We start from the raw sequence: 25,865 nt of genomic DNA, 5'->3' as shown, positions 1-25,865 counted from the left end.
GACCGTGAACGACGCAACCACTGGCCTGGATACGCTTGAAAACTCACTTCTGGCCGAAATCGCCTCGGCCGCCGATGAGCCGGCCATCGAGGCCGTGCGCATCGCTGCTTTCGGCAAGAAGGGCGCCGTGTCCGAGATGCTGAAGACCCTTGGCGCCATGACCGCTGAGGAGCGTCAGGTCAAAGGCCCCGCAATCAACGGGCTCAAGAACCGCGTCACAGATGCGCTGACGGTGCGCAAGGCCGAGTTGAAAGATGTGGCGATCACCGCCCGCCTCGCCGCCGAAAGGGTCGATGTGACGCTGCCGGTGCGGCAGTCGCCGGCCGAGCGCGGCCGTATCCACCCGATCAGCCAGGTCATCGATGAGATCGCGGCGATCTTCGGCGACCTCGGGTTTTCCATCGCGGAAGGTCCCGATATCGAGACCGATTACTACAATTTCACTGCGCTGAATTTCCCCGAAGGCCATCCGGCGCGCGAGATGCACGACACCTTCTTCTTCCAGCCGGACGAGAAGGGCGAGCGCAAGCTTTTGCGCACGCACACTTCGCCGGTGCAGATCCGCACCATGGAGACGAAGAAGCCGCCGATCCGCATCGTCATTCCGGGCAAGACTTACCGCCAGGATTCGGACGCCACTCACTCGCCGATGTTCCATCAGGTCGAGGGGCTGGTGATCGACAAGACGGCCAACGTCGCCAACATGAAGTGGGTGCTGGAGGAGTTCTGCAAGGCCTTCTTCGAGGTGCCGCAGGTCAAGATGCGCTTCCGGCCGTCCTTCTTCCCGTTCACCGAGCCGAGCCTCGAGGTCGACATCCAGTGCGACCGCTCGCGGCCGGGCGAAGTGCGCTTCGGCGAAGGCTCCGACTGGATGGAGATCCTCGGCTGCGGCATGGTCCATCCCAACGTGCTGCGCCATGGCGGGCTCGATCCGGACGAATATCAGGGCTTTGCCTGGGGCATGGGCATCGACCGCATCGCCATGCTGAAATACGGCATGCCGGACCTGCGCGCCTTCTTCGATGCCGACGTGCGCTGGCTGTCGCATTACGGGTTCAGGCCGCTCGACATGCCGACGCTGTTTGGGGGCCTGAGCGCATGACAGCGCCCTACGCCGGCGGCTGTCGCTGCGGCGCCGTGCGGTTCGAGGCATCGGCCGAACCGCACCACGTCAGCTATTGCCATTGCGGCGATTGCCGGCGGGCCAGCGGCGCGCCTGTATCGGCCTTTGTCGGCTTCCCGGCCGGTCAGGTCGCGTTCACCGGCAAGGCGCTGAAGATGTTCGAGAACGGCCCGGTGACGCGCTCGTTCTGCGGCACTTGCGGCTCACCCATCGCCTATGTCGACGAGCGGCTGGAAGACGACATCTACTTCATGCTCGGCGCCATGGACATGCCAGCCGATTTTGAACCCACGCTGCATGCCTATGTCGGCGAGCAGCTGCCCTACCTGCATATGTCCGACGACCTGCCGAGACATCTGAAATCAAGCGTCAAAAGACCAGACGGAACAGCCCCATGAAATTCACCCTCTCCTGGCTCAAGGACCACCTAGAGACCGACGCTACGCTCGACGAGATCGTCGAGCGGCTGACCTCGATCGGCCTCGAAGTCGAGCATGTCGACGACAAGTCAAGCCTGAAGCCCTTCGTCATCGCCAGGGTGCTGACGGCGGTCCAGCATCCCGATGCCGACCGGCTGCGCGTGCTGACCGTCGATACGGGCGACGGCAAGCCACCCGTGCAGGTCGTCTGCGGCGCGCCAAACGCCCGCGCTGGCCTGATCGGCGCCTTTGCCGCGCCCGGCACCTATGTGCCCGGCATCGACGTGACGCTGGCGGTCGGCAAGATCAGGGGGGTCGAAAGCCACGGCATGATGTGTTCCGAGCGCGAGCTGGAACTGTCAGACGAACACAACGGCATCATCGACCTGCCCGAGGATGCGCCGGTCGGCACCAGCTTCGCCGCCTATGCGCATATCGACGATCCGGTCATCGAGATCAATTTGACGCCGAACCGGCCGGATGCCACCAGCGTCTATGGCATCGCCAGGGATCTGGCGGCGAGCGGGCTTGGCCGCCTCGTTGGCGGCGCCATCATGCCGCATGTCGGCAATGGCATGTGTCCGGTCAAGGTGACGATCGAAGCGCCGGAGCTTTGCCCCGGCTTCGCGCTCAACCTGGTCAAGGGCGTCAAGAATGGGCCGTCGCCAAAATGGCTGCAGCAGCGGCTGATCGCCATTGGCCTGAGACCCATCAGCGCGCTGGTCGACATCACCAACTACGTCACCTTCGACCGCGGACGCCCGCTGCATGTGTTCGACGCCAGCAAGGTTGCCGGCAATCTCGTCGTGCGCCGCGCGCGCGATGGTGAAAAGGTGCAGGCGCTCGACGGCCGCGAATACACGCTGACGCCGGAAATGTGTGTCATCGCTGATGACAATGGCGTCGAGTCCATCGCCGGCATCATGGGCGGCGAGCATTCGGGCTGCGACGAGAACACGACCGACGTGCTGATCGAATCCGCCCTTTGGGATCCGATCACCACGGCGCGCACCGGCCGCACGCTCGGCATCATCACCGACGCGCGCTACCGCTTCGAGCGCGGCGTGGACCCCGAATTCATGGTTCCCGGCGTCGAGTTGGCAACGAAACTGGTGCTCGATTTCTGCGGCGGCACGCCGACCGAAATGGAAGTCGTCGGTTATGCCGACTATCAGCCGAAGATCGTTTCCTTCCCGCTGGCGGAAGTGAAGCGGCTGACCGGCATCGAGGTCGACGAGGATGAGAGCCTATCTATCCTTGAGCGCCTGGGTTTCAGTGCAGAGCCAACCTATCGACCCCATGCCAACTATGTTGCTCCGCCGCCCGGCACACGAGATTTCTCGTCTCAAGAAAAGATATCGGGCGTCTTCGACGTCGCCGTGCCGTCCTGGCGCCCCGACGTCGATGGCAAGGCAGATCTGGTCGAGGAAGTCATGCGCATCCACGGCGTCGACAACATCGCGCCGCAGCCGCTCGGCGCGCATGACGCGGTCAACGCAAGGATCCTCACCACGCTGCAGGTCCGTACCCGCACCGCCAAGCGCGCGCTTGCCGTGCGCGGCATGATGGAAGCCGTCACCTGGTCGTTCATTCCGGCCAAGCATGCCGAGCTGTTCGGCGGTGGCCAGACCGCGCTGAAGCTCGCCAACCCGATCGCCGCCGACATGTCCGACATGCGGCCCTCGCTGCTGCCCGGGCTGATCGCTGCTGCCCAGCGCAACGCCGACAAGGGTATCGGCGACGTGGCGCTGTTCGAAGTGTCGGGCACCTATGAGGGCGACGGCGCCGACCAGCAGCGGCGCGTCGCCGCCGGCGTGCGCCGCGGCACCGCCAAGCTCGACGGCTCAGGCCGCAACTGGGCCGGCAATTCGGGTGCGGTCGGCGTGTTCGACGCCAAGGCCGACGCGATCGCCGCACTGGAAGCCTGCGGTGCGCCTGTCGACCGGCTGCAGATCGAGGCCGGCGGCCCGGCATGGTATCATCCCGGCCGTTCCGGCACGATCAAGCTCGGTCCGAAAACCGTGCTCGGCACCTTCGGCGAATTCCACCCGAAGACGCTGGAAGGCCTCGATGTTTCCGGTCCGCTGTGCGGCTTCGAAGTGTTTGTCGATGCTGTGCCCGAGCCGAAGACCAAGCCGACGAAAACCAAGCCGAAACTGGAACTGTCCCCCTTCCAGGCGGTCAAGCGCGACTTCGCTTTCGTCGTCGACAAAACGGTCGAGGCCGGCACGCTGGTCCGCGCGGCGCTCGCCGCCGACAAGAAGCTCATCACGGGCGTTTCGGTCTTCGACATCTTCGAAGGCGCTTCGCTCGGCGAGGGCAGGAAGTCTATTGCCATCGAAGTGTCGATCCAGCCGGTCGAAAAGACGCTGACCGACGAGGATTTCGAGGCACTGGCCAAGCGTATCGTCGAGAATGTCGGCAAGCAGACGGGCGGCGTTCTGCGCGGCTAAGACTTGCGAGCAGATGGCGAATCGCCCTCCAAAGGGCGATGGACCATCTGCGGTATTCCGGACTTCCTTTCGAAGAACAGCGCGCGGCGTTTCTCGCCATCGTGCCTGCCGACCCGCTGGTCCGCGACGCGCTGGCGCGGGCTCGCACGCTCGACCTGCCGGGCTGGCTGGTGGTGTCCGGCGCGCTCTACAACAGTGTCTGGAACCACCTGACCGGCAAGCCTTCGGGTTACGGCATCAAGGACGTTGATCTCTTCTACTTCGATGACAGCGACCTGTCCTACGAGGCCGAGGACGCGGTGATCCGCCGGGCGGCGCGGCATTTCGAGGGGCTAGCGTTGCCGGTCGAGGTGCGCAACCAGGCGCGGGTGCATCTATGGTATCCGCAGAAGTTCTGCCAACCCTGCCCGCGCTATTCGAGCGCCAGCGAATCCGTCAGCTATTTTGCGTCGAAGACCCATGCGGTGGGTGTGCGATACGATGCGGATGGGCAGCTCGAGATCGTGGCTCCATTTGGTCTTGACGATATTTTTTCGTTCCGCATCACACCGAACCGGGTGATGGACAATCAGCGCACGCATGAGGTGAAGGGCAGACGCGCCCAGGAGTATTGGCCGGAGACCACTGTCGTGCCTTGGTAGGGAGTTGCCGGAATGTTGGCGCGAGGCACCCCCCTCTGGCCTGCCGGCCATCTCCCCCGCAAGGAGGGAGATTGGCAACTTCATCGGCGGCACCCTTCTTGCAACGTTGGTGATTGGCGAAAGCCGGCGTGACATCCGATCTCCCCCCTTGCGGGGGAGATGTCCGGCAGGACAGAGGGGGGTGCCTCGCGCCAACGTCACGCAACCTTCTGCACCATCGCGCATGAAAAGGGGCGCCGAAGCACCCCTTCCGCTTACTCACCAGCTTTCACCCATTCACCAGCGCCAACTCCTTCTGCGCATAGCGCCTACCGACCACCTTGTCGGGCGACAGCGCATCGCCAATCGCCTGCACCTCGACAGCGCTAAGTGCAATGTCCGCCGCCGCCGTGTTCTGCTCGAGATGGCGGATTTTGCGCGCACCGGGGATCGGTACGATGAAATCGCCCTGGTGCAGCACCCAGGCCAGCGCCAGCTGCGCCGAGGTTGCGCCCTTTTCAGCCGCCAGCTTTTCCAGCGTGGCGATGACGGCGGCATTGGCTTCCATCGCCTCGGCCTGGAAGCGCGGCAAGGTCCGGCGCCAGTCGTCGTCGCTCAAGGCCTCGGGCTTGGCGATCGTGCCGGTCAGCAGCCCACGGCCGAGCGGGCTATAGGGAACGAAGCCGATGCCGAGCTCGCGGCAGACGGCGAACACCTCGTCTTCCGGGTCGCGGCTCCACAGCGAATACTCGCTCTGCACGGCCGATATCGGATGAACGGCATGGGCCCGGCGGATGGTCGCGGCACTCGCCTCGGACAGGCCAAGCGCGCGCACCTTGCCCTCGCGCACCAGTTCGGCCATGGCGCCGACCGTATCCTCGATCGGCACGTTGGGGTCGACACGGTGCTGATAGTAGAGGTCGATCACATCGGTGCCCAGCCGTTTCAGCGAGGCCTCGGCGACCGCCTTGACGTGCTCGGGGCGGCTGTCGACGCCCGCCATGCGGTCGAGGCCTGTGCCTTCCTCCAAAATCTTGAAGCCGAATTTTGTCGCGATCGTCACCTTGTCACGCACCGACTTCAGCGCCTTGCCGAGCAGGATCTCGTTCTCGTAAGGGCCATAGACTTCCGCCGTGTCGAAGAAATTGACGCCGATGTCGACGGCGCGGTGCAGCGTGGCGATCGCATCGGCTTCCGCTTGGCCGCCATAGGCGAAGCTCATGCCCATGCAGCCGAGGCCGACGGGGTAGACGTTCAATTCAGTTCCTAGCTTGCGGGTTTGCATAACGCGTCTCCTTGTTGCGATGTGGGAGAAATAGCGCCTTGCCTTGTGTTCGATAATCGGTTTTCATCCGCACGGGCTGTACTAAAAGATAGATCAATGAATCGAGCGCATCTTTCACAACTGGCGGTGCTGGCGACTGTCGCTCAATGCGGCAGCTTTCGCGGCGCTGCCAGGGAATTGGCCATCGCGCCTTCGGCGGTTAGCCACGCGGTATCCAGCCTCGAAGCCCGGCTTGGCGTGCGCCTGTTGGCACGCAGCACGCGCAGCGTTGCCCCGACCGAGGAGGGCGCGCAACTGCTCGAGCGATTGCGGCCGGCGCTTTCCGAGATCGACCTGGCGCTGGAGACGGCAATCGAAGCGCGCGACCGGCCGGCCGGCAATCTGCGGCTGACCGTGCCGCGCACGGCGGCCCATTTGGCGCTGACGCCACGGCTGGGCGCCTTTGCGTCGGCCTATCCCGACATCGTGCTGGAGATCGTCATCGAGGACCGCTTCACCGACGTGGTGGAAGGCGGCTTCGATGCTGGAGTCAGGCTAGGCGAGAGCCTGCAGCGCGACATGATCGCGGTGCGCATCGGGCCGGACCTTCGCGGCGCGGTGGTCGGCGCCCCGGTCTATTTCGAGGTGAGCCCCAAGCCGCTCCACCCGCGCGACCTAGCCGGCCACCGCTGCATCCGCTTCCGCTTCTCCAGCGGCATCCTCTACCGCTGGGAATTCGAGAAAGGCCGCGAGACGATCGAGATGGCGGTGGAGGGACCGCTGATCCTCGATGAGGACCATCTGATCGCGCAGGCGGCGGTCGACGGCGCCGGGCTTGCCTTCGTCTTTGAGGATTATGTCCGCGCACCGCTCGCCGACGGCAGGCTGATCCGCGTGCTGGAGGACTGGTGCCCGCCCTTCGACGGCTTCTTTGTCTATTATCCGAGCCGCCGTCAGATGCGGCCAGCGCTTAGGGCGTTTGTCGATTTCTTCAAGGTGAGTGGATAGAGCGGGCTCGCCCCTCCCCCTGGTGGAAGAAAACCGGCATCGCGGTCGTTCACCAACGATGCAAACATCGATCACCAATAGCACGACCAGCTACGGCTGGGGCGCGATCATTCTCCACTGGCTGATTGCGCTCATCTTCATCGGCCAGTTCGGACTCGGCTTCGTCATGGTGCGGCTGACCAGCCAGCGCACCGCCTTCGAACTGATCCAGCTGCACAAATCCTTCGGTTTTCTGCTGCTCGGCCTGATCGTCCTGCGCATCGCCTGGCGCCTTGGCAATGTATGGCCGCCGCTGCCGCGCTCGGTCGGGACTCTGGAGCGTCGGGCGGCACCGTTGGCCCATTTTGCGCTCTACGCGTTCCAGCTTGCCTTGCCCTTGTCCGGCTGGGCGCTGGTGTCGGTCTCGATGCTGGAGATTCCCAGCCTGCCGTTCAACCTGTTCATCATGCCGAACCTGCCGCTGGCCGAATCGGATGGTGCCGAAAGCTTCTGGGCGGCGGCGCACTGGTATCTCGGCTATGCCGGCATGGCTCTGGTCGCGCTCCACGTCGCGGCGGCACTGCGGCATCATTTCCAGCTCAGGGATGGCGTGCTCACGCGCATGATCACGCCTTCGTCAGATCCGGAATAGAGCGAGCGGTTCATTCGTTCATGGAGTGAGGGCGCAAGAAATGCGCTGCCTCCAACAAGGAACATCCCATGTACACGCGCATCCTCGGATTTGCGGCGGTCGCCGCTTGCCTTGCCATGCCTGTTTCAGCGGCCGTCGCGCTTGGTGACGCCGCCGGCAGCTATTCGATCAGCCCGGCCAGCTCCAGCATCCGCTTCTCCATCGACAAGGTCGGCGGCGGCGGCCTCAATGGCGCCTTTGCTCGCTTCAAGGGGTCGATCCGCATCGACAACAGCGATGTCGGGCGCTCGCAGGTCAATTTCACCATCTTTCCCGAAAGCGTCGGCACCGGCCAGGGCCGTATCGATGCCTTCCTGCGCTCTGACGCGGTGTTCGATGCCGCCAAGAACCCGGAAATCCAGTTCCGCTCGACCAGCGTGACCCGAACCAGCGACACCAGGCCCTCGTCAGCGGCCGGCTGACGGCGCGCGGCAAGACGTTCCCGGAAAAATTCACGGCCGAGCTTGGCGGTCTCAAGGCTGGCACCATAAAATTCCATGTCACCGGCAAGGTGTTGAGGTCACGCTACGGCATGGATGTCGGCACGCCGATCTATTCCAACATCGTCGACTTCGACATGACGCTGACCGGCAAAAGGGGCTGACCTTGTCATTGGCTTTTCCGGCGATTTCGGGCAAACCTCGTCGCCTGTAATCGAGAGGAGAAGCCTGATGTTCCGATGGGGTGTGTTGTCGACGGCCAAGATCGGCCGCGAGCATTTGTTGCCGGCCATGGTCGAGGCGGAGAATGGCGTGCTGTCGGCGATCGCCAGCCGCGACCTGTCGAAGGCCAAGGCGCTCGCCGACCGCTTCGGCGCGCGGCATGCCTTCGGCTCCTATGAGGAACTGCTTGCCTCCAATGAGGTCGACGGCGTCTACATCCCGCTGCCGACTTCGCAGCATGTCGAATGGACGGCAAAGGCCATCGAAGCCGGCAAGCACGTGCTGGTCGAAAAGCCGCTGGCGCTCGACGCCAACGACATTCTTCCGCTGATCAAGCTGCGCGACCAGAAAAAGGTGCTGGTCTGCGAGGCCTTCATGGTCATCTACCACCCGCAATGGATCAAGGTACGCGACCTGATCGCCAGCGGCGCCATCGGCCGGCTGCGCCATGTGCAGGGTGCCTTCTCCTACTACAATGTCGACCCCAGCAACATGCGCAACCAGCTCGACCTCGGCGGCGGCGCGCTGCCCGACATCGGCGTCTACCCGACCGTGTCGACGCGCTTTTCGACCGGCAAGGAGCCGCTGCGCGTGCAGGCGACGATCGAGCGCGACCAGAAATTCGGCACCGACATCTACTCCTCGATCCGCGCCGATTTCGGTGACTTCGAACTGTCCTTCTACCTGTCGACGCAGATGGCGGCGCGCCAGGTCATGGTGTTCCACGGTGAGAAGGGTTTCATCGAGTTGTTCTCGCCTTTCAATGCCGGGCTCTACGACCACCACCGCGTCGAACTGCACAACCAGAACCACTCCGAGGCGCAGGTGTTCCGCTTTCCCGGCACGCAGCAGTACCGGCTGGAGGTCGAGACCTTCGCGCGTGCGGCACAGGGCGGCAAGGAGCGCGTCTTCACGCTGGAGGAATCTGTGCTCAATCAGAAAGTCATCGATGCCATCTTCCGCGCCGGCGGCAAAGAAGGCTGGGAGGCCGTCTGACCCCTTGCGTTGAAATAGCCGGCTAATTCTGGGAGGAAAGATGGCTGACGATGCGGACGTGATCATTGTCGGCGCTGGCCTTGCAGGGCTGGTTGCCGCCGCCGAGCTTGCCGAGGCCGGCAAGAAAATCATCATCGTCGACCAGGAGCCGGAGCAGTCGCTCGGCGGCCAGGCGTTCTGGTCGTTCGGCGGCCTTTTCCTCGTCGATTCGCCCGAGCAGCGGCGCATGCGCATCCGCGATTCGCATGACCTGGCGCTCGAAGACTGGCTGGGCACCGCGGCTTTCGATCGGCCCGAGGATTTCTGGCCGCGCAGATGGGCGGAAGCCTATGTCGGCTTCGCCGCCGGCGAAAAACGCTCCTGGCTGATGCAGCGCGGCCTGAAATTCTTTCCGGTGGTCGGCTGGGCCGAGCGCGGCGGCGGCAATGCCATCGGCCACGGCAATTCGGTGCCGCGCTTCCACATCACCTGGGGCACCGGCCCCGGCGTTCTCGAACCGTTCGTGCAGCGCGTGCGCGAGGCGCAAAAACGCGGATTGATAAGCTTCAAGTTCCGTCATCGGGTCAATGAACTGACGCGGACGGGCGCTGTTGTGACCGGCGTGCGTGGCGACATCCTGCAGCCCAGCATCGTCGAGCGCGGCCACAAGAGTTCGCGCAATGTCGCCGGCGATTTCGAGCTTCATGCGCAAGCGGTGATCGTCGCCTCCGGCGGCATCGGTGCCAACCATCAGCTTGTCCGCGAAAACTGGCCGCATCGGCTGGGCGCGGCACCAAAGCGCATGATCACCGGCGTGCCCGACCATGTCGACGGCCGCATGCTGGCGATCACGGAAGAGGCCGGCGGTTCGATCATCAACCGCGACCGCATGTGGCACTATGTCGAGGGCATCAAGAACTGGGCGCCGATCTGGACCGACCATGCGATCCGCATCCTGCCCGGCCCGTCATCGCTGTGGCTCGACGCACGCGGCAAGCGCCTGCCGGTGCCGCTCTATCCCGGCTTCGACACGCTGGGCACGCTCAGCCATATCATGAGCACCGGTTTCGATTATTCCTGGTTCATCCTGACCAGGAAAATCATCCAGAAGGAGTTCGCGCTGTCGGGCTCCGAGCAGAACCCGGACCTGACCGGCAAGAGCTGGCGCCAGGTGCTCGGCCGCGCCACATCTGGCATTCCGGGTCCGGTCAAGGCGTTCATGGAGAAGGGCGAGGATTTCATCGTCGAGGCTGATTTGCCGGCGCTGGTCGCGCGCATGAACGCCCTTGCCGGCGGTGAGCCGCTGCTCGACGTCGCCCAGGTAGAGCGGGAAATCCGCGCCCGCGACAGGCAGCTCGACAACCCGTTCTCCAAGGACATGCAAATCAGCGCCCTGCGCGGGGCGCGCGCCTATCTCGGCGACCGCCTGATCCGCACGGCCAAGCCGCACAAGATGCTCGATCCGGCAAACGGCCCGCTGATCGCGGTGCGTCTCAACATCCTGACCCGCAAGACGCTGGGCGGCCTGCAGACCGATCTCGACAGCCGCGTGCTGGGTGCCGATGGCCTGCCGGTCGCCGGGCTCTATGCGGTCGGCGAAGCCGCCGGCTTCGGCGGCGGCGGCGTGCATGGCTATGCGGCGCTCGAAGGCACCTTCCTCGGCGGCTGCATCTTTTCCGGCCGCAGCGCCGGCCGGTCGGCGGCCGCTTCGGTAGGGTGAGCCGGCGCCGGTCGGCCCCCGGAGTCTAGCCGCGATCACCAGCGCCAATCGCCCTGTCCAAGCGCGGTCACCGCATCGACGATCCGGGTGAAGCTGGTGCGGGCGCGGCCGACCGTGTGCCGGCCTCGGAGATAACCATGCACCAGCCCCGCTTCCTCGAACCAGGTCGCGCGTCCGCCCGCCGCCACGACTAGGTCTCGATAGTTCTCACCATCCGACGACAACGGGTCGCACTCAGCGGTGATCAGCATTGTCGGCGGCAGGTTGGAGAAGTCGATGTCGGCGAGCGGGGCCAGCGTGATGTCCCCGGTCCTATCCACGCCGCCGGTGCGGATGTGCTTGTAGAATTCGAGATCGCGCACGGTCAGCATCGGCGCTTCGGCGTGCTTGACATAGGAGCCTTTCGAGCGGTCTCCGCCGAGGCCGGGATAGATCAGCACCTGGCCAACCGGCCTTTTCGAATGGCCGCGCGTGGCGTGACTGACGGCAGCGCAGAGATTGCCGCCGGCGCTGTCGCCGCACAGCAGAATTGGGTGGTTGCGGGTGGAGGCGGCCCATTCGAAAGCGCTCATCAAATCGTCGAAGGCGGCCGGATGCAGATGTTCAGGCGCCAGCCGATAATCGACCGAGACCACCTCATAGCCGGTGCGGGCACAAAGCTCGGCGCAGACATCGTCATGGCTGTCCAGTCCGCCGAGGATGAAGCCGCCGCCATGGACATAGAGCACCGTCACGGCTGCCTGGAGTGGGCTTCGATAGATACGGGTCGGGATATCGTGCGTGGACGTCGCGATGGCTGAGGTTTCGACAGCAACGCCGTCGGGATAGCCGGCAAAGAATTCGCGGCACATGCGGTCGTAGATCTCGCGCTGCTGCGCGATCGTGTAGTCGATTGTATCCGGCGGGTAATAGGAATTGGTGCGCTCGATGAAGGCCCAGGTCTCGGCGTCGATGAGGGTTTTGTAGTCGGTCATGAGTGAGGCTGCCGAAGTCGAACCTGGGCACCCCCCTCTGGCCTGCCGGCCATCTCCCCCGCAAGAGGGGAGATTGGCAGTTTCGATCGCGGTGCTCTTCTTGCAACGTTGACGATTGGCGAAAGCAGAAACGACATCCAATCTCCCCCCTTGCGGGGGAGATGCCCGGCAGGGCAGAGGGGGGTGTGACGGGACGCCATCGTTCCTGCTACTTCCCCTTCCAAACCGGCTCACGCTTCTCCGCAAAAGCGCGAAAACCCTCCATGCCGTCCTCGGAGCCGTAGAGCGCATCGACCGTCGGCAGCTGCCGCCGCGTCACCCTGTTCATCGCGTCCTGGAAGGTCAGCGCCTCGGCCACCCGCGCCGTTTCCTTGATCGCGGCGAACACCAGCGGCGGGCCGCCGGCCAGCAGCCGGGCGATCTCCCAGACGCGATCTTCCAGCCTTTCCTTTGGCAGCACTTCGTTGACCAGGCCCCAGCGATGCGCCTCGGCCACATCCATCCAGCGGCCGGTCAGCAGAAGGTCCATGGCGACATGGTAGGGGATGCGCTTCGGCAGCTTGATCGTCGCGGCGTCGGCCAGCGTGCCGGCGCGAATCTCGGGCAGCGCGAAGGAGGAATGATCGGAGGCGTAGATGAGGTCGCAGGACAGCGCCAGCTCGAAGCCGCCTCCGACCGCCATACCGTTGACGCAAGCGATCACCGGCTTGTTGAGGTCGCGCAACTCCTGCAGCCCGGCAAAGCCGCCGACGCCATAGTCGCCATCGACCGCATCGCCGCCGGCGGCCGCCTTCAAATCCCAGCCGGCACAGAAGAACTTGTCGCCGGCGGTCTTGACGATGGCGACGCGAAGCTCCGGATCGTCTCGGAATGCCTTGAACGTCTCGCCCATCAGCCGCGAGGTCTTCAGGTCGATGGCGTTGGCCTTGGGCCGGTCGAGCGTGACTTCGAGGATGGTGCCCTCGCGGCGGGTCGAAATGACGTCAGACATTCTTCTTGTCTCCCAGCACCAGCAGTGCGTCGGCGATCCAGGCGCCCTTGCCCTCTGCACAGACGATCAGCGGGTTGATGTCGAGTTCCTCGATCTCGCCGGCATTCTCCTGCACGAAGGCGGCAATGCCAGAGATGGCATCGATGGCAGCGGCGACATCGGCCTTCGGCCGGCCGCGATAGCCCTCGAGCAGCGGGAACAGTTTCAGGCCGCGCAGCGCCGCCTCGATATCGTCGCGCGTCGCCGGCAGCATCAGCGTGACGCTGTCGCGCAACAATTCGACCAGCACGCCGCCGGTGCCCAAGGTCATCACCGCACCGAACATCGGGTCGCGGGTGAAGCCGACGATGAGCTCGGCGACACCGTCGCGCACCATGCGCTCGACATAGAGCCCGGTGCCGAGCGGCAAGAGGTCATGCGCCGCGGTGCTGACGGATTCGGCATCCCTGAGATTGAGCCTGACGGCGCCAACTTCGGATTTGTGGCTGACGCCGAGCGCCTTCAGCGCCACCGGGAAGCCAAGCGCCATGGAAGAGATCACCGCCTCGACCGCATTGGCGGCGCGTTCGCCCTTCGGCACCGGCAGGCCAGCCTTGATCAGCCGTGACTTCGCCTCGGCCTCATCGGGCGTGACGTGGTCGCCGCCAGGCGCACCGGATGCGGACGTGTCGATCGGCTGCGCCTGCGGTTCAGCCCAAGCCCAGCCGATGAAGGCTGCCGCCCCGGCGGCGTCCATGGCTTCCGAAATGCCGAACAACGGCACCATGCCGCGCGCCATCAGCTCGGCCGTGTACTCCTCCGGCAGGTTCTCCGGCAGCGAGGAGACGATCGCGCCATGCGCCTTGTTGGTCTTCAGCGCCGATTCGAAGGCGCGCAGCGTCGCCCACCAGTCGGTGACCGAGCAGCGGTCGGGGCGCGGAAAATCGAGCACCAGCATGTTGAGGTCGAAGCCGCCCGACACCATGGCGGTGAAGGTGGCGGTCATCGCCGGCTCGTTGTTCCAGATGAAGGTGTGATAGTCCAAGGGATTGGCGACCGCGACCAGCGGCCCGAGCGTCGATTTGACATGGGCGCGGTGGCTGTCGATCAGCACAGGGAAATTGACCCAGCGCCCTTCGGCGCTGTCGGCCATGACGGAGGCCTCGCCGCCGGAGCAGCTCATCGACGACAGCCTATAGCCTGGCAATGGTCCGGTGATGTGCAGCAGCTTTAGCGCCTCGATGAAGGCGGGGATCGAATCGACTCTCGCAATGCCGAGCCGCCGCAGGAACGCACCCGAGGCCGCGTCCGAGCCGGCCAGCGAGGCGGTATGCGAGACAGTCGCCTGCCTGGCCTGTTCGGAACGGCCGACCTTCATGGCGATGATCGGCTTCTTCAGCTCGCGCGCCCGTGCCGCCAGCCGCTCGAAGCCGGCTACCGAATCGAAAGCCTCGATATGCAGGCCGAGCGACGTGACCCGCTCGTCCTCGATCAGGCCGAGCGCCATTTCGGACAGGCCGGTCTGCGCCTGGTTGCCGGCGGTCATCAGGAAGGCGATCGGCAGGCCGCGCCTTTGCATCGTCATGTTGATGGCGATGTTGGAGGACTGGGTGATGATGGCGACGCCCTTGCCGCCCTCGGCCAGTCTTATCCCGCCATGCTGGTCGGGCCACAGAAGCGCGCCGTCGGCATAATTGATCAGGCCGTAGCAATTCGGCCCGATGATCGGCATCGAGCCGGCCGCCCCGACCAGCTCGGCCTGCAGCCGCTCGCCGTCGTCGTCATAGGCCTCGGTTTCGAGGAAGCCGGCGGCAAAGCAGACGGCACCGCCAGCACCGCGTTCGGCCAGCGCCTTGACCACCTCGATGGTCAAATGCCGGTTGACGCCGACAAAGGCAGCGTCCGGTGCGCTCGGCAAATCGGCGACCGAACGATAGGCCCTGCGGCCGGCAACCTCGTCCTTGGTCGGATGCACCGGCCAGATATCGCCGGCAAAGCCCATCTTGATCGACTGCGCGACGACGGCTGCGGCCTGTGCACCGCCGAAGACGGCGATCGATTTCGGCCGCAGAAGACGCTCAAGCTTGTGCATATGTTATGCCCCAAACGGACGCAGCAGCGCCCGTGAAATGATGTGGCGCTGGATTTCCGACGTGCCCTCCCAGATGCGCTCGACGCGCGCGTCGCGCCAGATGCGCTCCAGCGGCAAATCGTCCATCAGCCCCATGCCGCCATGGATCTGGATCGCTTCATCGGCAACGTATGCAAGCATTTCGGTGGCCTTCAGCTTGGCCATGGCCATGTCCTGATCGGTGACGGTGCCCTGATCGTACTTCCAGCCGGCTTCGAACACCATCAGGTCGGCGGCCTTCAGTTCGGTCGCCATGTCGGCGAGTTTGAACGACACGCCCTGGAATTTGCCGATCTGCTGGCCGAACTGCTGGCGTTGTGCTGCGTATTCCACGGCATGACCAAGCGCTCGTTCGGCACGGCCGAGGCAAGTGGCGCCGACCTGCAGGCGGGTGGCGCCGAGCCATGAATTGGCGACGTCGAACCCTTTGTGGACTTCGCCCAACACTTGGGCGGCGGGAAGCCGGCAATCGTCGAATTCGAGGATGGCGTTGGTGTAGCCGCGATGCGAGACGTTGCGGTAGCCATCGCGGACGGTGAAGCCTTTGGTGCCCTTGTCGACGAAGAAGGCGGTGATCTTCTTGCGCTTGCCGCGCGGCGAATCCTCTTCGCCTGAGGCCATGAAGACGATGGCAAAGTCGGCGAGGTCGGCGTGGGAGATAAAATGCTTGGTGCCGTTCAGCACCCAGTCGTCGCCGTCCTGCACGGCGGTCGCCTTCATGCCGCGCAGGTCGGAGCCGGCGCCCGGCTCGGTCATCGCCAGGCAGTCCCATTTCTCGCCGCGGATGCAGGGGAACAGATACTTCTCGCGCTGCTCGGGCGTGCCGGCCAAGAGGATGTTGGAGGGCCGCGCCACGCAGGTCCAGTGCAGCGCATAGTTGGCGCGGCCGAGTTCCTTTTCGTAGAGCAGCCAGGTCACCGTATCCAGGCCAGCGCCGCCGACATCGGCCGGCATGTTGGCGGCATAGAGCCCGGCTTCGATCGCCTTGACCTTGATCTCCTCGATCAGGTCGCGGCGCAGCACGCCGGTGCGCTCGACCTCGCGCTCATGCGGGTATAGCTCGTTCTCGACGAACGCCTTCGTCGTCTCGACGATGAGCCTCTGTTCTTCCGACAGCCCGAAATCCATGCTTCAGCCCTTCTTCTTGCCGGTCTTTTTCTTCGGCTTCTCGGCTTTTTTCACCGGCTTCAACGCCTTGGCCTTCTCGGCCGCCTTGGAGGCCGTGGGCTTCTTCGCCGCCAGTTTGGCCAGCTGCCTAGTATAGTCCTTGTGCAGGGCGCCGGCGCCCCAGCCCTTGCCTTTGTTCTGCTTCGACAGCGCGTCCATGATGGCGACCAGATTATCGTCGCGGATCTTTTCCAGTTCGCGGATCGACAGGCCATGCGCCTGGTCGTCCGACTGCGTGGCGATCAGGTCGACCAACTCGTCGTTGAACTCCGGCACATCCATCAGCTTGGTCCATGGCCATTTCAGGCAGGGCCCGAACTGCGCCATGAAGTGGCGCATGCCGGCCTCGCCGCCGGCGACGCGATAGACCTGGAACATGCCCATCTGCGCCCAGCGCAGGCCGAAGCCGTAGCGCATGATGTCGTCGAGTTCCTCGACCGTGCAGATGCCGTCCTTGATCAGCCACAGCGCCTCGCGCCATGCCGCTTCGAGCAGGCGGTCGCCGACGAAGGCCTCGATCTCCTTGCGGATGACGACCGGCTTCATGCCGATCGAGGCATACATCTCCTTGGCGACCTCGATCGCCTCGGGAAAGGTCTGCTCGCCACCGACGATCTCGACCAGCGGCAGGAGATAGACCGGGTTGAACGGATGGCCGACGACCAGCCGCTCCGGATGCTTCTTCATCGCCACCTGCATGTCGGTCGGCTTGATGCCGGAGGTCGATGAGCCGACAATCGCATTGGCCGGCGCGTGGGTATCGATCTCGGCGAGCACCCGGTGCTTGAGGTCGAGCCGTTCCGGCACGCTTTCCTGAATGAAATCGGCATCGGCCACTGCCTCGGCGATGGTCTTGGCGAAGGTCAGCTTGCCCTCCTTGGGCAGGCCGCCGGGCACCATCTGCTTGTAGGCGCGCCGCGCGCCCTTCATCACTTCGCCGACCTTGCGCGATGCCTCGGGATCGGGATCGAAGATCGACACGTCGATGCCGTTGAGCAGCAGGCGCGCCACCCAGCCGGCGCCGATGACGCCGCCACCGATGGCGGCTGCCTTGTTGATGATGCTCATGCGGAAGCTCCGGCTCTTGTCGTGGCTGTTGCGGGATCGATGAGCGGCACGCGTTCGCCGGCGCGGATCACGGACGGGTCGTAGGCCTTGCGGGCAAAGACTTCGAGCACGAAGGGCCGGAACAATTCGATCGGCAGCGTGTCATAGTCGGGGTCGAAGCTCGACTGGTCCCAGCGTTCGCAAAACTGGTCGCAATCGTCGAAATAGGCGTGGCCGGCAAAGCGGTCGCGCGCATGGCGGTTACCGCCCAGATGATGGGCATAGTAGAGCCGCTGGAAGTCGCCATGCTTTTCCACCACCCAGGTGCATTGTTCGCGCACGAAGGGTTTCAGGATCGAAGCGGCATATTCGTCGTGATTGTATGGCGCGTAAATGTCGCCGATGTCGTGCAGCAGCGCGCAGGCGATCCAGTCGGTGTCGGCGCCGTCGCGCCAGGCACGCGTCGCCGCCTGCAGCGAATGGCCGAGCCTTGTGATCTTGTAGCCCGACAGGCCCGCGTCGAGCTGGACCAGCGCATCGAGCAGCCGCTCGCCGGTCCTTGCCGCATAGTCGATCTCATGCGCGGTCAGGAACTCGTAGTCGTCCCGATCGCCATCCTTCATCGCGGTGAATTTTACGGTAGTCATGCCGACCCTCCCGACGAATAATTTATGCCGCGATCGGCGCCCGCTTGGTGAGGTTGAGCTTTTGCCGTACCTCTTCCGGCCCAAGGATCCTGGCGCCGAGATTGGTGACGATGCTGGCGGCGCGCTCGACCAGCTGAGCATTGGTCGCCAGCACGCCCTTGTCGAGCCACAGATTGTCTTCGAGACCTACCCGGACATTGCCACCGGCCAGCACCGCCGCCGCGGCATAGGCCATCTGGTTGCGGCCGATGGCAAAGGCCGACCAGTTCCAGGTCGACGGCACGTTGTTGACCATGGCCATGAAGGTGTTGAGATCGTCAGGCGCGCCCCACGGCACGCCCATGCACAACTGCACCAGCGCATCCGGATTGAGCACCTTTTCCTCGACCAGCTGCTTGGCGAACCACAGATGGCCGGTGTCGAAGGCCTCGATCTCCGGCTTGACGCCGAGCGCCGTCATCATGCCGCCCATGGCGCGCAGCATGCCGGGCGTGTTGGTCATGACATAATCGGCTTCGGCGAAATTCATGGTGCCGCAGTCGAGCGTGCAGATTTCCGGCAGGCACTGGCGCACATGTTCCATGCGGTTGGTGGCGCCGCCCATGTCGGTGCCTTTTTCGTTGAGCGGCAGCGGCGCTTCCGGCGATCCGAACACCATGTCGCCGCCCATGCCGGCGGTCAGGTTCAGGATGACGTCGACTTCCGCCGCGCGGATGCGCTCGGTCACTTCGCGGTAGAGATGCACATCGCGCCTCGGCTTGCCGGTTTCGGGATCGCGCACATGGCAGTGCACGATCGCCGCACCCGCCTTGGCCGCATCGATAGCCGAATCGGCGATCTGCCTGGGCGAGCGCGGCACATGCGGGCTGCGGTCCTGCGAGCCGCCGGACCCGGTCACGGCACAGGTAATGAAGACCTCACGGTTCATCGCAAGCGGCATGGAACTCTCCTCCGATAGAAACAGAACACAACAATGCCCGACTTGCCGGAAACTGTTTTGCGTTTTACGAAGCTTCCATGACAAAAAGCGAAAAACCGACGATCTTTCGCGCCGAGCGTCTGCCGCTCAAGGTGACGCTGCTGGTGTTTTCGGGCTCGTCGATCATGTGCGTGGCCTCGGCCGTCGATCCGCTGCGCGCCGCCAACCGTATCTCCGGCGAGACCTTGTTCGATTTCAAGCTGGTCTCCGTCACCGGCGAGGCTCCGGTCACCACCTGCGGACTGCCGGTGGCGGTCAGTGGCCGTTTCGACGCGGGCGAGCCAACCGACGTCCTTGTCGTCGTCGCCGGCTTCGGCACTCAGAACTATGCGACGTCGGCCTTGCTTTCCGGCCTGCGGCGGGCGGCGCGTACGGCCCGCGCGTGCGGCGGCGTCGAGGCGGGTACCTGGCTGGTGGCACGCGCGGGCCTGCTGGAAGGGCGCAGTGCCACCACCCACTGGGAGGACATGGAGGACTTTTCCTCGGCCTTCCCCGGCGTCGATGTTCGCCCGGATCGCTATGTCATCGACGGGCCGGTGTTCACCTCCGGCGGCGCGTCGCCGACCTTCGACCTGATGCTGCATCTGATCCGCACGCGGCTCGGCATGGCCGTCGCGCTCGATGTCGCCAGCGTCTTCATCTACGACCAGGCTCGCGCCGCCACCGACGCACAGCCGCTGGTCTCGCTCGGCCGGCTCGACGGCTACGATCCGCGGCTGGCGCATGCCATCCGGCTGATGGAAGCGCATGTCGACCAGCCTCTGACCATAGAGGCGGTGGCAAAGCGTGCCGGGGTGACGGCACGGACGCTGGAAAGCATCTTTCGCAAATCGATCGGCGAGACGCCGGGCGCCTATTACCTCAGGCTGCGCCTCGGCGCCGCGCGCCGGCTGGTGGTCGATACGAGGGTTGCCATGGCCGATATTGCCGGGCGGACCGGGTTCTCGTCCGCCGCCGCATTTTCGAGAGCGTTTTCGAGGACTTTCGGCGAAGCGCCGGTCAGATTGCGGAGGGGGTAGGTTTCAACGGACGATCAGGCTGCGTTCTGGCGGTCGCCGTCGATTTGCGAGCGCATCTGTCTGGCCAGACGGGTCTCGAAGCGGCTGGCAACGGCGCGATCCCATTCATTCGAAATCTTGGCGTCGTCCGTTTTCCTCGGCATCGCCATCAGCCGGTCGATGATCGATCCAGCCTCGCCAAGTGAGAGCAGGGCGTCGATTTCACGTTCGTTCTGCATATCGGTTCGCCTCCTTCTTCCTCTCCCGCCACGAGCCACTCTTATACGAGATTCGTGACGGCAGTTTGAAGGCAAGGGCGAGGTCATTGAAGGGCGTCGAAGGGCAAAACCGTGTCGCGGGACCGGGCCATGCGCAAAGCTGTTCCTGCGCCTTGGCAGGTCAGGTCAAGGAGAAATCTACAGTCGCTTTTCGAACAGCACCGTGGTGAAGCCACTGTCCCATTCGTCATCGGGATAGCGATTTTTCTCGACATAGCCGACCGCCTTGTAGAGTGCTTGTGCGGGCAGGTTGAACGTGTCGGTTTCCAGCCGCGCCTGCGCCAATCCGGCGGCGCCGATCGCCTGTTCGGCATGGGAAAGCAGCTTGCGGCCGACACCTTGGCCTTGACGGGACGCCATCACGTGCAGGGCCTCGATGAAACCCGCGCGCCAATGGATCAGGCCGGCGACCTCGCCATCGATCTCGGCAACGGCGAATTCAGGCCAGCTCTGGTCGACATAGCGCCCGCCAATATCCGTCTCTACATAGCGCCGCGCCGCTGCTTCGGTGATGTTCGGCAGCCATGTGCCTTCGAAGGTTTCATGCAGCACCTGCTTCAACGCCGGAATATCGCGCCTGCGCCGGGCGCACGATGATTCGATCCTCTGCCATTTTCCGTCTCCCGCCAATGCATGTCGCCCAAAAGCGCACAGCGATTTTGGGATGGCGACATGCATAAAATAAAGGCTGCCGCACGGGCCCTCTTTCGGCGGCACGCGTGGCATCTTGATCACACGCTGGCTGCCGAAGATCTGTGCGATCCTCGGCAGCCTCGTGCGAAGTGGGCTGACTAGCAGATGGCGATGGCGGCGGCTTTCAGCCAGTGGTGTCGGATGTCGGTCCAGAGATGGAGCGGCGCGCGCCTTACACGTAGCGGTTGACGATATTTTCCAGCAGTTCCTGGCGACCGGACCTCGGCTGCGGCTCGATCTTCTTCTTGACGACGCGCTCGGCGATATCCTCCAGCGTGCGCTTGCCGGCGAGCATCGCCTTGCCCTCGGCCGTGTTCCAGCCGGCATAACGTTCGGCCAGCGGCGCCGATAGCGCCTTGTCCTCGACCATGCCGGCCGCGGCTTTCAGGCCGCGTGCGCAAGAATCCATGCCGCCGATATGGCCGATCAGCAGGTCCTGCGGATCGAGCGACTGGCGGCGCAGCTTGGCGTCGAAATTGGTGCCGCCGGTCTTGAAGCCGCCGGCCTGCAGGACCTGATAGTAGGCCAGCGCCATTTCCGGCACGTTGTTGGGGAACTGGTCGGTGTCCCAGCCCGACTGGTAGTCGTTGCGGTTCATATCGATCGAACCGAAAATGCCGAGCGCATTGGCCAGAGCCAGTTCGTGCTCAAAGGAATGGCCGGCCAGGATGGCGTGGCCCTGCTCGATATTGACCTTGACCTCCTTCTCCAGCCCGAAGCGCTTGAGGAAGCCGTAGACGGTGGCGACATCGTAATCGTACTGATGCTTGGTCGGCTCCTGCGGCTTCGGCTCGATCAGGATCGTGCCCTTGAAACCGATCTTGTGCTTGTAGTCGACGACCATGCTGAGGAACCGGCCGGCCTGTTCCTGCTCGCGCGCGAGGTCGGTGTTGAGCAGCGTCTCATAGCCTTCGCGCCCGCCCCACAGCACGTAGTTTTCGCCCTTCAGCCGCTTGGTGACGTCGATGCAGCTTTTTACCGTCGCCGCCGCGTAGGCAAAGACGTCCGGATCGGGATTGGTGGCCGCACCCGACATGAAGCGGCGATTGGAGAACAGATTGGCGGTGCCCCAAAGCAGCTTGACGCCGGTCTGCTTCATCTTGCCCGCGAAGTAATCGGCGATCTCGTCGAGGCGCGCGGCACTTTCGGAAAAGTCCTTGCCCTCCGGCCGCACATCGGCGTCATGGAAGCAGAAATAGGGCGCGCCGAGCAGCGAGAACATCTCGAAGGCGACGTCCGCTTTCAGTTTTGCCAGCTCCATCGTGTCGGTGCCGCCTGCCTTGGGAAACCACGGCCGGTCGAAGGTCTGGCCGCCGAACGGATCGCCGCCCGGCCAGGCAAAGGAGTGCCAGTAGGCCACGGCGAAGCGCAGATGATCTTCCAACCGCTTGCCGGCGACGACCTCGTCGGGATTGTAGAACCTATAGGCCAGCGGATTGGTCGAATCCGGCCCTTCATATTTGATTTTCTTGATGTCGCCGAAGAATCCGCTGCTCATGATTTCTGTCCTCTCACAAAGTTCTGCCGCCATTACCTCAGGCGTAATTGGTTTCAGGCCAGCGCTGGTCGAAAAAGGTCATGTCAAAGCCACCAAACGAAGGAGACAGACCATGACCGACCTCACCAAGATCGCTGAAAACTACATCACCGCCTGGAACGAAAGCGATGCCGGCCGCCGGGCCGAATTGCTCAAGGCGACCTTCACGGAAGACGTCAGCTATCGTGATCCGCTCATGCAGGGCGACGGCCATGAAGGCGTCACGGCTCTGATCGACGGCGTGCAGCAGCGCTTTGCCGGCTTCCGGTTCTCGCTGAAGGGCACGCCGGATGGTTTTGCCGACAAGATCCGCTTCTCGTGGAACCTCGGACCTGAGGGGACGCCTTCGGTGATCGAAGGTACCGACATCGGAATCATCGAGAACGGCCGCCTGAGGAGCGTCACCGGCTTTCTCGACAAGGTGCCTGCGCAGTAAGGACTTCTGGGGGAGGCGGGCGTGAAGCGCCCCCCTCTGGCCTACCGGCCATCTCCCCCGCAAGGGGGGAGATTGGTTGGCATCCGCGCCTTCGCCAATCACCCACCTTGCAGGACTGGCATACCCGCCAACGCTGCTAATCTCCCCCCCCGCGGGGGAGATGCCCGGCAGGGCAGAGGGGGGTGCCTCGCGCTCACTCACGCGGTCACGCTCTTAATTGCCGGGTACAGCGACCGGTAGCGCTGATATGCATCCGCATACGCCCCAGCGAGCGCAGCGTCCGGTTCAACGGTAGCATCCGTCCTGGGCGCCGTGCACACAGCCAGCGGATCGGCATCCGTTGCCGCAATCAGACCGAGCCGTGCGGCACCAAAGGCGGCGCCGAAATCGCCGTCGGCGGGAATGTCGACAGGCAGTTGAAGCGCGGTGGCAATCGCCTTCAACCAGTAGTGCGAGCGCGAGCCGCCGCCGATCGCCGTCACCCGCGTCAAGGTCGTGCCGGCCGTGGCCAGGGCTTCGAGGCTGTCGCGGAAGGCAAAGGCCACACCCTCCAGCACGGCCTGGGTCAGCACGGCACGGCTCGATTCATGCGCCAGCCCGGTGAACGCGCCGCGAATGGCGGCATCATTGTAGGGTGTGCGCTCACCCGAAAGATAAGGCAGGAAGGACACGCCGCTGGGCGCCTTCAATGTGTCGCCGAGCTGAGCGGTCAATTCGCCGGCGCTCTTCCCGGTGATTTCGGACAGCCAGTTGAGCGAATCCGTCGCCGACAGGATGACCCCCATCTGATGCCAGGTGTTCGGCAGGGCGTGGCAGAAGGTGTGAACCGCGCTAGCCGGGTTGGGCAGGTAGGAAGCGTTGGCGGCAAACAGCACGCCCGATGTGCCGAGCGAGACGAAAGCGTGGCCGGCGCCGACCGTGCCCATGCCGCAGGCCGAGGCCGCATTGTCGCCGGCGCCGCCGGCGATCGGAATGCCGGCCTGGACGCCCCATTTCGATGCCAATTCGCTGCGCAGTGCGCCTGCCTTGTGCGTACCCTCAACCAGCGACGGCATCTGCCTCTCGTCGAGCGACGTCGCTGCGAGCAGGTCCGTACTCCAGCGCCGCTTGCCGACATCGAGCCAGGAGGTACCGGCAGAATCCGACATTTCCGAAATGTGTTCGCCCGAAAGCCAGAGCCGCAGGAAGTCCTTGGGCAGCAGCACTTTTGCGACCTTGGCGAAGAGAGCGGGTTCGTTGTTTTTCACCCAGGCAAGTTTCGGCGCGGTGAAACCGGGAAAGACGATGTTGCCGGTCAGGGCGCGGAAGCGCGGATCGGCGTCGAGCACGGCCGCCTCGGCATGGCTGCGCGTGTCGTTCCACAGGATGCAGGGACGCAGCACCTTGTCGGCGGCGTCGAGCAGCGTGGCGCCATGCATCTGCCCGGACAGGCCAATGCCCTTGACTGCCGCGAGTTCATCCGGATGGGAGGATCTGAGTTCGGCGATTGCGTCTTCGCAGGCCCGGATCCAGTGCTCGGGATTCTGTTCCGACCAGCCGGGATGCGGCCGTGAAACATCAAGCGAACCGTGGCCGGAACCGATGACGGTTTGCCCGGCATCGATCAGCAGCGCCTTGACGCCCGACGTCCCGAGATCGAGGCCCAGATACATGTCTTCCTCCCACGCCAGTTAATTTTTTCGGGTCTCGAAAAAATCTGACTTGGCCAGTTTTTAAAACAAGATCCGCTTCGGGTCAATTCTCCGACAAATCGGCGGCGCGTCGCACAAACAGCGCTGACAGCGGACTGTCGGGCCGCGCCATCGAACGCTCCGCCGTGAGCGCCCTGGCCAGCGCACCGTCACCGGCGCGCAACGCTGCCTCGATCAGCGTCAGGTCGATAACATCGCGCTGAGCGTGGCTGCCGCCGAAGCGATGGGAGATCGAGCGGATCGGCCGGATCAGGCGCACGGCCTCGGTGTAGCTGCCCTCACCGAATGCCTTGATGGCGAGCGTCAGCGGATGGCCGACATCCCGCGTGAAAGCCGCATTGTCATCGCTGCCACGCATGGCCTCGCGCTGCGCCTCGAGCAAAGCGAGGGCCGGCGCATCGAACCCTGCACCGACAAAGGCCATCATCGCGTGGGCATCGTTGAAGGCATAAAGGCCCGCTCCGGCCTTGCGCCAATTGGCGGCAAGCGCCGCCCAGCGGTCGCCGACATTGACGCCGCCGAGGGCGAGCCGCCACAAGACTGCCGAGGCATCGACCATGTTGAGCGCCATCGTCGATTGTACGCTGTAGATAGGGCCGTCATAGAGGGCCAGCACCGCGTCGGTTTCGCCGAGATCGTAATGGAACAGCGCCAGGTGCCACCAATTGTGCACCTGCAGGAAGCTCTCCCTTGTCCACGCTTCCGGGTTGGCCTGCATCCAGGCGATGCCATCCCTTTGCCGGCTCTGCATTTCCATGACATGGGCGACGGCGTGCTGGGCCCAGCCATCGCGCGGCTCCATGTCGACCGCCGCGCGGCCAAGCTGCTCGGCCCTGGCATAATCACCCATTTCCTCCAGCCCGAAGGCCTGCATGCCGAGCATGGCGTGGTAGCCGGGCATGCCGCTTTGCCATGACGGCAGGGCGCGTGCGATGCGGTCGCGCAGCATGCGTGCATTGCCGGTGAAGAAATCGATCTGGTGGCCGACCTGCAGCGCCAGCCCGTCGCGGGGCGTCTCGATGGTGATGTCCTCGAGAATGCGGCTGGCTTGATGCCATCGTCCGCTGGCGAGATGCCCGAGGGCCGAGACATGCGCCCGCTCGCGCGTGGTCGCGGCAAGCGGCAGTGCGGCCTCATGGCAGGCCTTGGCCACGGCCGTCGCCTCCCGCTCGGTGGCGAGGCCGAACAGATATCCCTTGAAGACATGCGCCATGACGAAGCCGGGATCTTCCGCGATGGCGCGGTCGACTGAGGCTACGGGATCGCCGATGAAGCACTGCAGTTCACGCACTGCCTGGCTGTAGGGGGTGAATCCCGCCTCCGTGGCGCCCGAAAATGCCAGGCCGAATGCGTCCCTGGTTGCCATGCGATGTCCTTCTGTCGACCCGTGACAGGCCCTCGAT

At 64.3% G+C, this 25,865-nt stretch carries 23 protein-coding genes and 1 pseudogene; 11 read left to right on the top strand and 13 right to left on the bottom strand.

Features of this window, described 5'->3' with window-relative positions:
• Nucleotides 1-4: 4 nt before the first annotated feature.
• The 4 genes from pheS to NKH97_RS18210 are packed head-to-tail and all read left to right on the top strand — an operon-like array spanning nt 5 to nt 4,636.
• The gene (pheS, locus tag NKH97_RS18225) at nt 5-1,102 is read left to right on the top strand and encodes a phenylalanine--tRNA ligase subunit alpha (protein WP_352554632.1); all 1,098 of its coding nucleotides are present in this window, start codon (nt 5-7) and stop codon (nt 1,100-1,102) included.
• On the top strand, nt 1,099-1,521 hold the full coding sequence (locus NKH97_RS18220; RefSeq protein ID WP_023810604.1) for a GFA family protein: 423 nt from the start codon (nt 1,099-1,101) through the stop codon (nt 1,519-1,521). Before pheS ends, NKH97_RS18220 begins: the two co-directional genes overlap by 4 nt.
• On the top strand, nt 1,518-3,995 hold the full coding sequence (pheT, locus tag NKH97_RS18215) for a phenylalanine--tRNA ligase subunit beta (RefSeq protein WP_352798311.1): 2,478 nt from the start codon (nt 1,518-1,520) through the stop codon (nt 3,993-3,995). Before NKH97_RS18220 ends, pheT begins: the two co-directional genes overlap by 4 nt.
• Nucleotides 3,996-4,033: 38 nt before the next feature.
• On the top strand, nt 4,034-4,636 hold the full coding sequence (locus NKH97_RS18210) for a nucleotidyltransferase family protein (RefSeq protein ID WP_352611044.1): 603 nt from the start codon (nt 4,034-4,036) through the stop codon (nt 4,634-4,636).
• 268 nt (nt 4,637-4,904) lie between these two features.
• Here the strand turns inward: NKH97_RS18210 and NKH97_RS18205 are convergent, their stop codons facing one another.
• A complete protein-coding gene (locus NKH97_RS18205) occupies nt 4,905-5,900 on the bottom strand; it encodes an aldo/keto reductase (protein ID WP_352440499.1) in 996 nt (331 codons plus the stop codon).
• 96 nt (nt 5,901-5,996) lie between these two features.
• Here NKH97_RS18205 and NKH97_RS18200 point away from each other — a divergent pair, with 96 nt between their 5' ends.
• From NKH97_RS18200 to NKH97_RS18180, 5 genes and pseudogenes are all read left to right on the top strand, one after another.
• Nucleotides 5,997-6,887, top strand: a complete 891-nt coding sequence (locus NKH97_RS18200; protein ID WP_023810600.1) for a LysR family transcriptional regulator — start codon at nt 5,997-5,999, stop codon at nt 6,885-6,887.
• A gap of 58 nt (nt 6,888-6,945) precedes the next feature.
• Nucleotides 6,946-7,518, top strand: a complete 573-nt coding sequence (locus tag NKH97_RS18195; protein ID WP_023810599.1) for a cytochrome b — start codon at nt 6,946-6,948, stop codon at nt 7,516-7,518.
• A 68-nt stretch (nt 7,519-7,586) separates the two neighbouring features.
• A pseudogene (locus NKH97_RS18190) lies at nt 7,587-8,161 on the top strand (YceI family protein).
• A gap of 67 nt (nt 8,162-8,228) precedes the next feature.
• On the top strand, nt 8,229-9,215 hold the full coding sequence (locus NKH97_RS18185; protein WP_352554626.1) for a Gfo/Idh/MocA family protein: 987 nt from the start codon (nt 8,229-8,231) through the stop codon (nt 9,213-9,215).
• Nucleotides 9,216-9,255: 40 nt separating this feature from the next.
• On the top strand, nt 9,256-10,914 hold the full coding sequence (locus tag NKH97_RS18180; protein WP_352798307.1) for an FAD-binding dehydrogenase: 1,659 nt from the start codon (nt 9,256-9,258) through the stop codon (nt 10,912-10,914).
• Nucleotides 10,915-10,949: 35 nt separating this feature from the next.
• On the opposite strand, the gene NKH97_RS18175 is transcribed toward NKH97_RS18180, so the two are convergent.
• From NKH97_RS18175 to bcoG, 7 genes are all read right to left on the bottom strand, one after another.
• On the bottom strand, nt 10,950-11,888 hold the full coding sequence (locus tag NKH97_RS18175) for an alpha/beta hydrolase (protein WP_352798305.1): 939 nt from the start codon (nt 11,886-11,888) through the stop codon (nt 10,950-10,952).
• Nucleotides 11,889-12,096: 208 nt separating this feature from the next.
• A complete protein-coding gene (locus NKH97_RS18170) occupies nt 12,097-12,879 on the bottom strand; it encodes a carnitinyl-CoA dehydratase (protein ID WP_352440492.1) in 783 nt (260 codons plus the stop codon).
• Nucleotides 12,872-14,950, bottom strand: coding sequence for an acetate--CoA ligase family protein (locus tag NKH97_RS18165; RefSeq protein ID WP_352798303.1), 2,079 nt, complete (start codon nt 14,948-14,950; stop codon nt 12,872-12,874). The genes NKH97_RS18170 and NKH97_RS18165 overlap by 8 nt, the downstream gene beginning before the upstream one ends.
• 3 nt (nt 14,951-14,953) lie before the next feature.
• Nucleotides 14,954-16,117 carry an acyl-CoA dehydrogenase family protein gene (locus NKH97_RS18160; RefSeq protein ID WP_352440490.1) on the bottom strand — a complete coding sequence of 388 codons (1,164 nt, stop codon included), beginning with the start codon at nt 16,115-16,117 and terminating at the stop codon, nt 14,954-14,956.
• A gap of 3 nt (nt 16,118-16,120) precedes the next feature.
• Nucleotides 16,121-17,224, bottom strand: a complete 1,104-nt coding sequence (locus NKH97_RS18155; protein ID WP_127322329.1) for a carnitine 3-dehydrogenase — start codon at nt 17,222-17,224, stop codon at nt 16,121-16,123.
• The gene (locus tag NKH97_RS18150) at nt 17,221-17,850 is read right to left on the bottom strand and encodes an HD domain-containing protein (protein ID WP_352554621.1); all 630 of its coding nucleotides are present in this window, start codon (nt 17,848-17,850) and stop codon (nt 17,221-17,223) included. The genes NKH97_RS18155 and NKH97_RS18150 overlap by 4 nt, the downstream gene beginning before the upstream one ends.
• 22 nt (nt 17,851-17,872) lie before the next feature.
• Nucleotides 17,873-18,790, bottom strand: coding sequence for a 3-dehydrocarnitine:acetyl-CoA trimethylamine transferase BcoG (gene bcoG / locus NKH97_RS18145; protein WP_352554620.1), 918 nt, complete (start codon nt 18,788-18,790; stop codon nt 17,873-17,875).
• A 77-nt stretch (nt 18,791-18,867) separates the two neighbouring features.
• Here bcoG and NKH97_RS18140 point away from each other — a divergent pair, with 77 nt between their 5' ends.
• Nucleotides 18,868-19,848: a GlxA family transcriptional regulator gene (locus tag NKH97_RS18140; protein WP_352798300.1), complete on the top strand. Its 981-nt coding sequence runs from the start codon at nt 18,868-18,870 to the stop codon at nt 19,846-19,848.
• Nucleotides 19,849-19,862: 14 nt separating this feature from the next.
• Here NKH97_RS18140 and NKH97_RS18135 read toward each other — a convergent pair whose 3' ends face one another.
• From NKH97_RS18135 to xylA, 3 genes are all read right to left on the bottom strand, one after another.
• The gene (locus tag NKH97_RS18135) at nt 19,863-20,066 is read right to left on the bottom strand and encodes a hypothetical protein (protein ID WP_352554619.1); all 204 of its coding nucleotides are present in this window, start codon (nt 20,064-20,066) and stop codon (nt 19,863-19,865) included.
• Nucleotides 20,067-20,243: 177 nt separating this feature from the next.
• On the bottom strand, nt 20,244-20,657 hold the full coding sequence (locus NKH97_RS18130; RefSeq protein WP_352798298.1) for a GNAT family N-acetyltransferase: 414 nt from the start codon (nt 20,655-20,657) through the stop codon (nt 20,244-20,246).
• 313 nt (nt 20,658-20,970) lie between these two features.
• Nucleotides 20,971-22,296, bottom strand: coding sequence for a xylose isomerase (xylA, locus tag NKH97_RS18125; RefSeq protein ID WP_023810585.1), 1,326 nt, complete (start codon nt 22,294-22,296; stop codon nt 20,971-20,973).
• 112 nt (nt 22,297-22,408) lie between these two features.
• Between xylA and NKH97_RS18120 the strand changes: the two genes are divergently transcribed.
• Nucleotides 22,409-22,771 (top strand): nuclear transport factor 2 family protein, encoded by a 363-nt coding sequence (locus tag NKH97_RS18120; protein WP_023810584.1) that lies wholly within the window; start codon nt 22,409-22,411, stop codon nt 22,769-22,771.
• Nucleotides 22,772-22,968: 197 nt separating this feature from the next.
• Here the strand turns inward: NKH97_RS18120 and xylB are convergent, their stop codons facing one another.
• Nucleotides 22,969-24,423: a xylulokinase gene (gene xylB / locus NKH97_RS18115; RefSeq protein WP_352722541.1), complete on the bottom strand. Its 1,455-nt coding sequence runs from the start codon at nt 24,421-24,423 to the stop codon at nt 22,969-22,971.
• A gap of 82 nt (nt 24,424-24,505) precedes the next feature.
• Nucleotides 24,506-25,828 (bottom strand): tetratricopeptide repeat protein, encoded by a 1,323-nt coding sequence (locus tag NKH97_RS18110; protein WP_352798295.1) that lies wholly within the window; start codon nt 25,826-25,828, stop codon nt 24,506-24,508.
• Nucleotides 25,829-25,865: the final 37 nt, after the last annotated feature.

The sequence above is a fragment of the Mesorhizobium sp. M0870 genome (genome assembly GCF_040319775.1).
Lineage (GTDB): Bacteria > Pseudomonadota > Alphaproteobacteria > Rhizobiales > Rhizobiaceae > Mesorhizobium.
The sequence above is the reverse complement of the archived record's forward strand: the minus strand, read 5'-3'. Positions and strand labels throughout refer to the sequence as shown.

Excerpts from the sequence above, each read along its gene's own strand:
- NKH97_RS18220 (WP_023810604.1), top strand. The coding sequence starts at position 1,099 with ATGACAGCGCCCTACGCCGGCGGCTGTCGCTGCGGCGCCGTGCGGTTC.
- pheT (WP_352798311.1), top strand. The coding sequence starts at position 1,518 with ATGAAATTCACCCTCTCCTGGCTCAAGGACCACCTAGAGACCGACGCT.
- NKH97_RS18210 (WP_352611044.1), top strand. The coding sequence starts at position 4,034 with ATGGACCATCTGCGGTATTCCGGACTTCCTTTCGAAGAACAGCGCGCG.
- NKH97_RS18205 (WP_352440499.1), bottom strand. The coding sequence starts at position 5,900 with ATGCAAACCCGCAAGCTAGGAACTGAATTGAACGTCTACCCCGTCGGC.
- NKH97_RS18200 (WP_023810600.1), top strand. The coding sequence starts at position 5,997 with ATGAATCGAGCGCATCTTTCACAACTGGCGGTGCTGGCGACTGTCGCT.
- NKH97_RS18195 (WP_023810599.1), top strand. The coding sequence starts at position 6,946 with ATGCAAACATCGATCACCAATAGCACGACCAGCTACGGCTGGGGCGCG.
- NKH97_RS18185 (WP_352554626.1), top strand. The coding sequence starts at position 8,229 with ATGTTCCGATGGGGTGTGTTGTCGACGGCCAAGATCGGCCGCGAGCAT.
- NKH97_RS18180 (WP_352798307.1), top strand. The coding sequence starts at position 9,256 with ATGGCTGACGATGCGGACGTGATCATTGTCGGCGCTGGCCTTGCAGGG.
- NKH97_RS18175 (WP_352798305.1), bottom strand. The coding sequence starts at position 11,888 with ATGACCGACTACAAAACCCTCATCGACGCCGAGACCTGGGCCTTCATC.
- NKH97_RS18170 (WP_352440492.1), bottom strand. The coding sequence starts at position 12,879 with ATGTCTGACGTCATTTCGACCCGCCGCGAGGGCACCATCCTCGAAGTC.
- NKH97_RS18165 (WP_352798303.1), bottom strand. The coding sequence starts at position 14,950 with ATGCACAAGCTTGAGCGTCTTCTGCGGCCGAAATCGATCGCCGTCTTC.
- NKH97_RS18160 (WP_352440490.1), bottom strand. The coding sequence starts at position 16,117 with ATGGATTTCGGGCTGTCGGAAGAACAGAGGCTCATCGTCGAGACGACG.
- NKH97_RS18155 (WP_127322329.1), bottom strand. The coding sequence starts at position 17,224 with ATGAGCATCATCAACAAGGCAGCCGCCATCGGTGGCGGCGTCATCGGC.
- NKH97_RS18150 (WP_352554621.1), bottom strand. The coding sequence starts at position 17,850 with ATGACTACCGTAAAATTCACCGCGATGAAGGATGGCGATCGGGACGAC.
- bcoG (WP_352554620.1), bottom strand. The coding sequence starts at position 18,790 with ATGCCGCTTGCGATGAACCGTGAGGTCTTCATTACCTGTGCCGTGACC.
- NKH97_RS18140 (WP_352798300.1), top strand. The coding sequence starts at position 18,868 with ATGACAAAAAGCGAAAAACCGACGATCTTTCGCGCCGAGCGTCTGCCG.
- NKH97_RS18135 (WP_352554619.1), bottom strand. The coding sequence starts at position 20,066 with ATGCAGAACGAACGTGAAATCGACGCCCTGCTCTCACTTGGCGAGGCT.
- xylA (WP_023810585.1), bottom strand. The coding sequence starts at position 22,296 with ATGAGCAGCGGATTCTTCGGCGACATCAAGAAAATCAAATATGAAGGG.
- NKH97_RS18120 (WP_023810584.1), top strand. The coding sequence starts at position 22,409 with ATGACCGACCTCACCAAGATCGCTGAAAACTACATCACCGCCTGGAAC.
- xylB (WP_352722541.1), bottom strand. The coding sequence starts at position 24,423 with ATGTATCTGGGCCTCGATCTCGGGACGTCGGGCGTCAAGGCGCTGCTG.
- NKH97_RS18110 (WP_352798295.1), bottom strand. The coding sequence starts at position 25,828 with ATGGCAACCAGGGACGCATTCGGCCTGGCATTTTCGGGCGCCACGGAG.